Origin of the sequence: Kitasatospora sp. NPDC059722, from assembly GCF_042733235.1 — a bacterium.
Classification (GTDB): domain Bacteria; phylum Actinomycetota; class Actinomycetes; order Streptomycetales; family Streptomycetaceae; genus Kitasatospora.
This window is the reverse complement of record NZ_JBHWGD010000038.1, coordinates 1-6714: the sequence shown is the minus strand read 5'-3', so window position 1 is coordinate 6714 and position 6714 is coordinate 1. Positions and strand designations below refer to the sequence as shown.

Sequence of the window (6714 nt, the reverse complement as noted above, 5' to 3'; positions counted from 1 at the left end):
CGCCGCGGCCCGCGACGCTAGGGGGGGCGGGGAACACCGCGCCCGCCCCGGCCCACTCGGTGACCGGGGGGGCCGGGCCGGTCTGGGCGTGTCCCGCGCCCATGTCCGCCGGTGCGGCGATCACCCGGTCGAGCGGTCACCCGACATGACCATCCCGGACGATCGTTTCGCCCCGCACCTACGGTGGTCCGTCATCCCCGAAGGGGGGAGCTCAGAGCGCGACGCCGTGCGCCCGGAGGTAGGCGACCGGGTCGATGTCCGAGCCGTACTCCGGCCCGGTGCGGATCTCGAAGTGCAGGTGCGGGCCGGTCACGTTGCCGGTGGCACCGGACAGGCCGAGCTGCTGGCCGACGGTCACGGACTGGCCGACCGTCACGCCGATCGAGGACAGGTGCGCGTACTGCGCGTACTTGCCGTCGGCGAGCTGGATCTCGACCTCGTTGCCGTAGGCACCGCCGTTGTCGGCCTTCACCACGACGCCGTTGGCGACGGCGCGCACCGGGGTGCCGGTGGAGGCGACGAAGTCCTGGCCGGTGTGGTGGCCGGAGGCCCACATCGCGCCGGCGACGCCGTACGCCTCGCCGAGCACCGGGTTGGCGAGCGGGGCGACGTAGCCGGAGGCGGCGGCGACCGGAGCGGCGGCCGGAGCCGGCGCGGGCTGGGCCACGGTGGCCTGGACCTGCACCTGGGCACCCGGGGTGGTGGCCTCGGTCCGGACCTGCACCTGCGGCTTGGCGGCCGGGGCGGCGGGCTTCTGAGCGGGAGCGGCCGGGGCGGCCGGGGCGGCCTGGGCCGCGATCGCGAGCGACTGACCCGGGAAGATCAGGTTCGGGTTGGCGCCGACCACGGAACGGTTGTGCGCGTACAGCGCCTGCCAACCGCCCTCGACGTGCTTGGCGTCGGCGATCTTCGAGAGGGTGTCACCGCTGACGACCCGGTAGGAGGCGTCGCCCTGGGCGGCGGCCGGAGCGGCCGGGGCCGAGGCCGCGGCGACCGGAGCGGCGGGGGCGCCGGGGGCGGTGTGGGCCTGGGCGCTCATCGCGGTGACGAGCGGGAGGGCGAAGGAGACACCGGTGACGGCGGTCGCGATGCCGATGCGGGCGGCGCGGGGCAGGGTGATACGACGAGCCTGAGCAGGCATGGAAGTTTCCTCTCCGACGCCTGCGAGGTGAGCTGTCGGGTTCGGGCTGGAGTTGCCCGGCCGCATGCGCGGCTTCACCCCGAGCCGGCCCTGGAACTTCCGCGCAAACAGCGCGAATTCCGGTCCGGCGACTTACCTGTGGGTCCCCCGCTCCTGCCGTACAGAGTTCAGTGCGAGCCACCGGGCAGCGGCAGGACTCGGCGTTCCACCCGGTGGATCCGTCCGGGCTGGCCGGTCGGTCGCTGAACTAAAACTCATCCGTCCGGGTGAAGCAATGTCGATCTCTTGAACCCGCAACAACCCCACCCGCCACGATGACGCTCCGAATGATCCGGAATACGGTGCGTGCACAATCCATTCACTGCCCGCAGCGGATCAACGACCCTCCGCCGACGAGCCGACCCCTCCGTGACCACACGATCACCCACCGCACCCCCCGGACGCACCACCGGTGACCCTTGTCACGTGCACCCCGCCGGGCGGAGGATCGGGCCGTGGCCACAACCAACGCCGGCTCCTTGCGCCTGGGCACCGCGCAGGGACGCTGGGTCCTCCTGGCAACAGTGCTCGGCTCCAGCATGGCGATGCTCGACGGCACCGTGGTGAACGTCGCCCTGCCCCGCATCGGCACCGACCTCGGCGCCACCCTCGCGTCCCTGCAGTGGACGCTGAACGCCTACCTGCTGACGCTCGCCGGGCTCATCCTGCTCGGCGGCGCGCTCGGCGACCGCTACGGCCGGCGCCGGGTCTTCCTGCTCGGCGTGGTCTGGTTCGCCGTCGCCTCCGCGGCCTGCGCCGCCGCGCCGAACATCCAGGTGCTGATCGCCGCACGCGCCGTCCAGGGCATCGGCGGGGCGCTGCTGACGCCCGGTTCGCTCGCCATGCTCCAGGCGGTCTTCCACCCGGACGACCGCTCGGCCGCGGTCGGCCTGTGGTCCGGCCTCGGCGGCGTGTCGGCGGCCGTCGGCCCGTTCGTCGGCGGCTGGCTCGTGGACGGCCCCGGCTGGCGCTGGATCTTCCTGCTCAACCTGCCGCTCGCCGCCGCCGTGATCGCGGTCGCCACCCGCTACGTCCCCGAGAGCCGGGACGAGAGCGCCACCGGCCGCTTCGACGTGCTCGGCTCGGTGCTCGCCGCCCTCGCGCTCGGCACCTTCACCTACGCGCTGACGGCGGGCGGCGAGGGCCTGTCCCCCGTCGTCTGGGTCACTGGCGTGCTCGGGCTCGTGCTCGGCGCGGCCTTCATCGTCGTCGAACGCCGCGCCCCCGAACCGATGCTGCCGCTCGGGCTGTTCTCCTCGCGGCTGTTCACCGCCGTGAACCTCGTCACCCTCTGCGTGTACGCGGCGTTCAGCGGCGTCTTCTTCCTCCTGGTCGTCCAGCTGCAGATCGTCGCCCGCTTCTCGCCGCTGGTGTCCGGCCTGGCCCTGGTGCCGATCACCGTGCTGATGCTCGCGCTGTCCTCGCGCGCCGCGCGGCTCGGCAAGCGGATCGGCCCGAGGATCCCGCTGACCGTCGGGCCGCTGCTGTGCGCCGCCGGGGTGCTGCTGATGCTGCGCGCCGGCGCCGGCTCCTCCTACTGGGCGGACGTCCTGCCCGCCGTCACGGTGATGGGCTGCGGCATGACGCTGCTGGTCGCTCCGCTGACGGCGACCGTCCTCGCGGCCGTCGAGGTGCGGCACGCGGGCATCGCGAGCGGGGTCAACAACGCCGCCGCCCGCGCGGCCGGCCTGCTCGCGGTCGCGGCCCTCCCGGCCCTGGCCGGCCTGAGCGGCGACGCGTACCGGGTGCCGGCCGCGGTCGACAACGCCTTCCACACCGCGATGCTGATCTGCGCCGGGCTCCTGACGGCCGGCGCGATCACCGCGTTCGCGACCATCCGCGGCAACGTGCTGGCCCCCGAGGACCACCCGGTCGCGGAGCCGGACACCGAGTGGTGCTGCGGCACGACCCCGCCCCTCGACCCCGGCCACGTCCACACGCACGAGGGCCCCGCCACCGGTCCGGCAGCAGGGCCCTCAAAAACCTGACGCTGCGTCAGAGAATGTCACCGGGGGCGTACTTGGCCGCCTCCGGGTAGGCCGCGGCGACGGCCTCGACCAGCCGGACGACCTCGGCGACCTGCGCACCGGCCGCGCCGGTGAACGAGAGCCGGTCGGCCAGCAGCGCGTCCAGCGCGGCGCGGTCCAGCGGGATCCGCTCGTCGGCGGCCAGGCGGTCCAGCAGCTCGTTCTCGCGGGCGCCGGCGCGCATCGCGAGCGCGGAGGCGACGGCGTGCTCCTTGATGACCTCGTGCCCGGTCTCCCGGCCGACACCCGCGCGCACCGCGCCCATCAGCACCTTGGTGGTGGCGAGGAACGGCAGGTAGCGGTCCAGCTCGGCCTCGACGACGGCCGGGAAGGCGCCGAACTCGTCGAGGACGGTCAGGAAGGTCTCCAGCAGGCCGTCGAAGGCGAAGAACGCGTCCGGCAGCGCGACCCGGCGCACCACCGAGCAGGAGACGTCGCCCTCGTTCCACTGGTCGCCGGCCAGCTCGCCGGTCATCGACGCGTAGCCGCGCAGGATGACGGCCAGGCCGTTGACGCGCTCGCACGAGCGGGTGTTCATCTTGTGCGGCATCGCGGAGGAGCCGACCTGGCCCTCCTTGAAGCCCTCGGTGACGAGCTCGTGGCCGGCCATCAGGCGGATGGTCTTGGCCAGGCTGGACGGCGCGGCGGCGAGCTGGACGAGGGCGGTGAGCACCTCGAAGTCCAGCGAGCGCGGGTAGACCTGGCCGACGCTGGTGAGCACGTTCTCGAAGCCGAGGTGCCCGGCGACCCGGCGCTCCAGCTCGGCCAGCTTCTCGGTGTCGCCACCCAGCAGGTCCAGCATGTCCTGCGCGGTGCCGACCGGGCCCTTGATCCCGCGCAGCGGGTAGCGGGCGATCAGCTCCTCCAGGCGGCGGAAGGCCACCAGGAGCTCGTCGGTGATCGACGCGAAGCGCTTGCCCAGCGTGGTGGCCTGCGCGGCGACGTTGTGGGAGCGGCCGGCCATGACCAGCTCGGAGTGCTGCGCGGCCAGGCTCGCCAGGCGCACCAGCACGGCCACCGTGCGGTCGCGCACGTGCTCCAGCGACTGGCGGACCTGCAGCTGCTCGACGTTCTCCGTCAGGTCCCGCGAGGTCATGCCCTTGTGGATCTGCTCGTGCCCGGCGAGCTCGCTGAACTCCTCGATGCGGGCCTTCACGTCGTGGCGGGTGATCCGCTCACGGGCGGCGATCGAGCCGAGGTCGACCTGGTCGATCACCCGCTCGTAGTCGGCGACGGCGTTCGCCGGCACCTCGACGCCGAGGTCCTGCTGGGCCTTCAGGACGGCGAGCCACAGGTGGCGCTCGAGGACCACCTTGTGCTCGGGGGACCAGAGCTGGGCCAGGGTCGCCGAGGCGTACCGGGAGGCCAGGACATTGGGGATCTGGGGCTTCGCGCTCACGCTTCGCAAGCCTAACAGCCGAGGTCACGCCCACTGCAGCCGACGGCGCGCTACGCCCGTAGAGCCCTGGCGCTACTGCGCGCCGCCCGTCCGGCCTGCCAGCACCGGCAGCACCTGCGAGCAGATCGAGTGCAGCGCGACGCGCTGCTCGTCCGTCATCGCCTCGAAGGCCTGGTGGGTGCGCGCCATCTCGCCGCGGATGCGGGTCAGGATGTCCCGGCCCTGCTCGGTGATCACGACGATCTTCACCCGCCGGTCGCCCGCCGCCGCCTCGCGGTGGGCGAGCCCGAGCGACTCCAGCCGGTCGACGATCCCGGTGACGTTCGAGGCGTCGCAGCCCAGCCGCCCGGCCAGCGCGCGCATCGGCACCGGCTCCTGCACCGCGCCGAGCGCCTTGGCCTGCGAGGAGGAGAGCCCGTGCCGGGCCGCGGCCGCCGCGAAGTCCTGGAAGTAGGCGGCACCGACGGCGGCCAACACCTCCATCAGCTCGGCGTTGGTCGGTACGGTCGTCGTCGCTGTCGAACCCATGGGACCAGCGTACGGCCGAGTGCTTCAGCAACTCAAGCTTTGACCACGGCAACCGTCACGGAATCAACCGCTCAGAGCACCAACTGGTCGAACAACCGCCGAAGCTCGGCCTCCGGGTCCGCGGTCAGCCCCGTGTGCACCGGCCCCGGCTGGACGACCGCGCTGCGCGGCGCCGTCAGCCACCGGAAGCGCTGCCCGGGACTGTCCGACGCCGCCGGCCCGGCCTGCGAACCGCCCGCGCACACCGCCTCGATCCCGTACAGCGCCTTCCGGACGCCGTGCACGTCCGCGACCGGGTCCAGCGCCAGCAGCCGGGCCTGGTCCAGGTGGGTGCGCGCGGCCAGGTGCGCGTTCTGCCGGCAGTACAGCAGCACGCCGACGTTGACGCACTCGCCGCGCTCGACCCGCGGCACCGCGCGGATCACGGCGTACTCGTAGTCGTGGAGTTCGACGGTCATGCGGGCACCTCCGGCAGCCAGTCGCGCGGACCGGCCAGTCGAGCGGTCAGCTGGGCGCGGTACGCGGCACGCACCGCGTCCGGCGAGTCGAAGCCCGGCTCGTCCACCAGCCAGACGTCCGGGATCCGCGCCACGGCCTGCTCGACCGCCGCCTCGGCGAGCGGCGCGAGGTCCTTGTCCGCGGCCGCGAGGTCCGGCCCGGAACGCAGCAGCGCGTGGTCGGAGGCGTCGTACGGACGGCGGATCCACGCGGCGGCGCCCGCCCAGTTGTGGTGGAAGATCAGGCTCGCGCCGTGGTCGATCAGCCGCAGCCCGCCGGTGGCGACCAGCAGATTCGGATTCCGCCACGACCGGTCGACGTTGCCGATGAGCGCGTCGAACCAGAGCACCCGCCCGGCCAGGCCCGCGTCGACCTCGAAGCACAGCGGGTCGAAGTTGAGCGCCCCGCTGACGAACGCCATGCCGAGGTTGGTCCCGCCACTGGCCCGCATCTGGTCCTGGACCTGCGGATCCGGCTCGCTGCGCGCGAGCACCGGATCCAGGTCGACGGTCACCAGCTCCGGCACCGGCAGCCCCAGCCGCCGCCCCAGCTCACCGGCCAGCACCTCCGCGACCAGCGCCTTGCGCCCCTGCGCGGCACCGACCCACTTCAACGCGTACAGCCGCCGGTCGTCGGCCTCGACCAGGCCCGGCATCGAACCGCCTTCTCGCAGTGGCGTCACATACCGGACCGCCGTCACCTCAGGAAGCACACCCCCAACCCTATCGGTGCCCCACCCCCCAGTCCCACCCCATCCCCTGCCCCCGTCGCCTCCCCACCCCCACCCCATCCCCCTCGCCTCCCCCTCCCCACCCCATCCTCATCCCCATTCCCTCCTCCCCGCCCAATCCCTCATCCCCATGCCCTCCTCCCCGCCCCTTCCCTCCTCCTCCCCGCCCCTTCCCTCCTCCTCCCCGCCCCTTCCCTCCTCCTCGCCGCACCAATGCACCCACCCCAACCACCCCCCTCCCCCCTCATCCCCCACAGGCGAGAGGGTCGGGCTGCGGGAGGGGGTGGCGGAGGGGGTGGCCGCGGAGAGGGGCGTGACGGGTGATTTTCAGACTGCCAACGGCGAGAACACC

General features: G+C 73.3%; 6 protein-coding genes and 1 riboswitch. Of the genes, 1 reads left to right on the top strand and 5 read right to left on the bottom strand.

The window, feature by feature from the left end; all coding sequences use genetic code 11:
- Positions 1-211 precede the first annotated feature (211 nt).
- Positions 212-1141 (bottom strand): peptidoglycan DD-metalloendopeptidase family protein, encoded by a 930-nt coding sequence (locus ACFV4F_RS23465; protein ID WP_380505154.1) that lies wholly within the window; start codon positions 1139-1141, stop codon positions 212-214.
- 2 nt (positions 1142-1143) lie between these two features.
- A riboswitch (cyclic di-AMP (ydaO/yuaA leader) is annotated at positions 1144-1324 on the bottom strand.
- A 311-nt stretch (positions 1325-1635) separates the two neighbouring features.
- Here ACFV4F_RS23465 and ACFV4F_RS23460 point away from each other — a divergent pair.
- Positions 1636-3168 (top strand): DHA2 family efflux MFS transporter permease subunit, encoded by a 1533-nt coding sequence (locus ACFV4F_RS23460; protein ID WP_380505151.1) that lies wholly within the window; start codon positions 1636-1638, stop codon positions 3166-3168.
- Between the two features lie 7 nt (positions 3169-3175).
- On the opposite strand, the gene purB is transcribed toward ACFV4F_RS23460, so the two are convergent.
- The 4 genes from purB to ACFV4F_RS23440 form a co-directional block, all read right to left on the bottom strand.
- Positions 3176-4606: an adenylosuccinate lyase gene (gene purB / locus ACFV4F_RS23455; RefSeq protein ID WP_380444896.1), complete on the bottom strand. Its 1431-nt coding sequence runs from the start codon at positions 4604-4606 to the stop codon at positions 3176-3178.
- Positions 4607-4678: 72 nt separating this feature from the next.
- Positions 4679-5134 carry a MarR family winged helix-turn-helix transcriptional regulator gene (locus ACFV4F_RS23450; RefSeq protein WP_380444895.1) on the bottom strand — a complete coding sequence of 152 codons (456 nt, stop codon included), beginning with the start codon at positions 5132-5134 and terminating at the stop codon, positions 4679-4681.
- 71 nt (positions 5135-5205) lie between these two features.
- The gene (locus ACFV4F_RS23445; RefSeq protein ID WP_380444894.1) at positions 5206-5592 is read right to left on the bottom strand and encodes a DUF3037 domain-containing protein; all 387 of its coding nucleotides are present in this window, start codon (positions 5590-5592) and stop codon (positions 5206-5208) included.
- Positions 5589-6344 carry a HipA family kinase gene (locus ACFV4F_RS23440; RefSeq protein WP_380444893.1) on the bottom strand — a complete coding sequence of 252 codons (756 nt, stop codon included), beginning with the start codon at positions 6342-6344 and terminating at the stop codon, positions 5589-5591. Before ACFV4F_RS23440 ends, ACFV4F_RS23445 begins: the two co-directional genes overlap by 4 nt.
- Between the last annotated feature and the right edge of the window lie 370 nt (positions 6345-6714).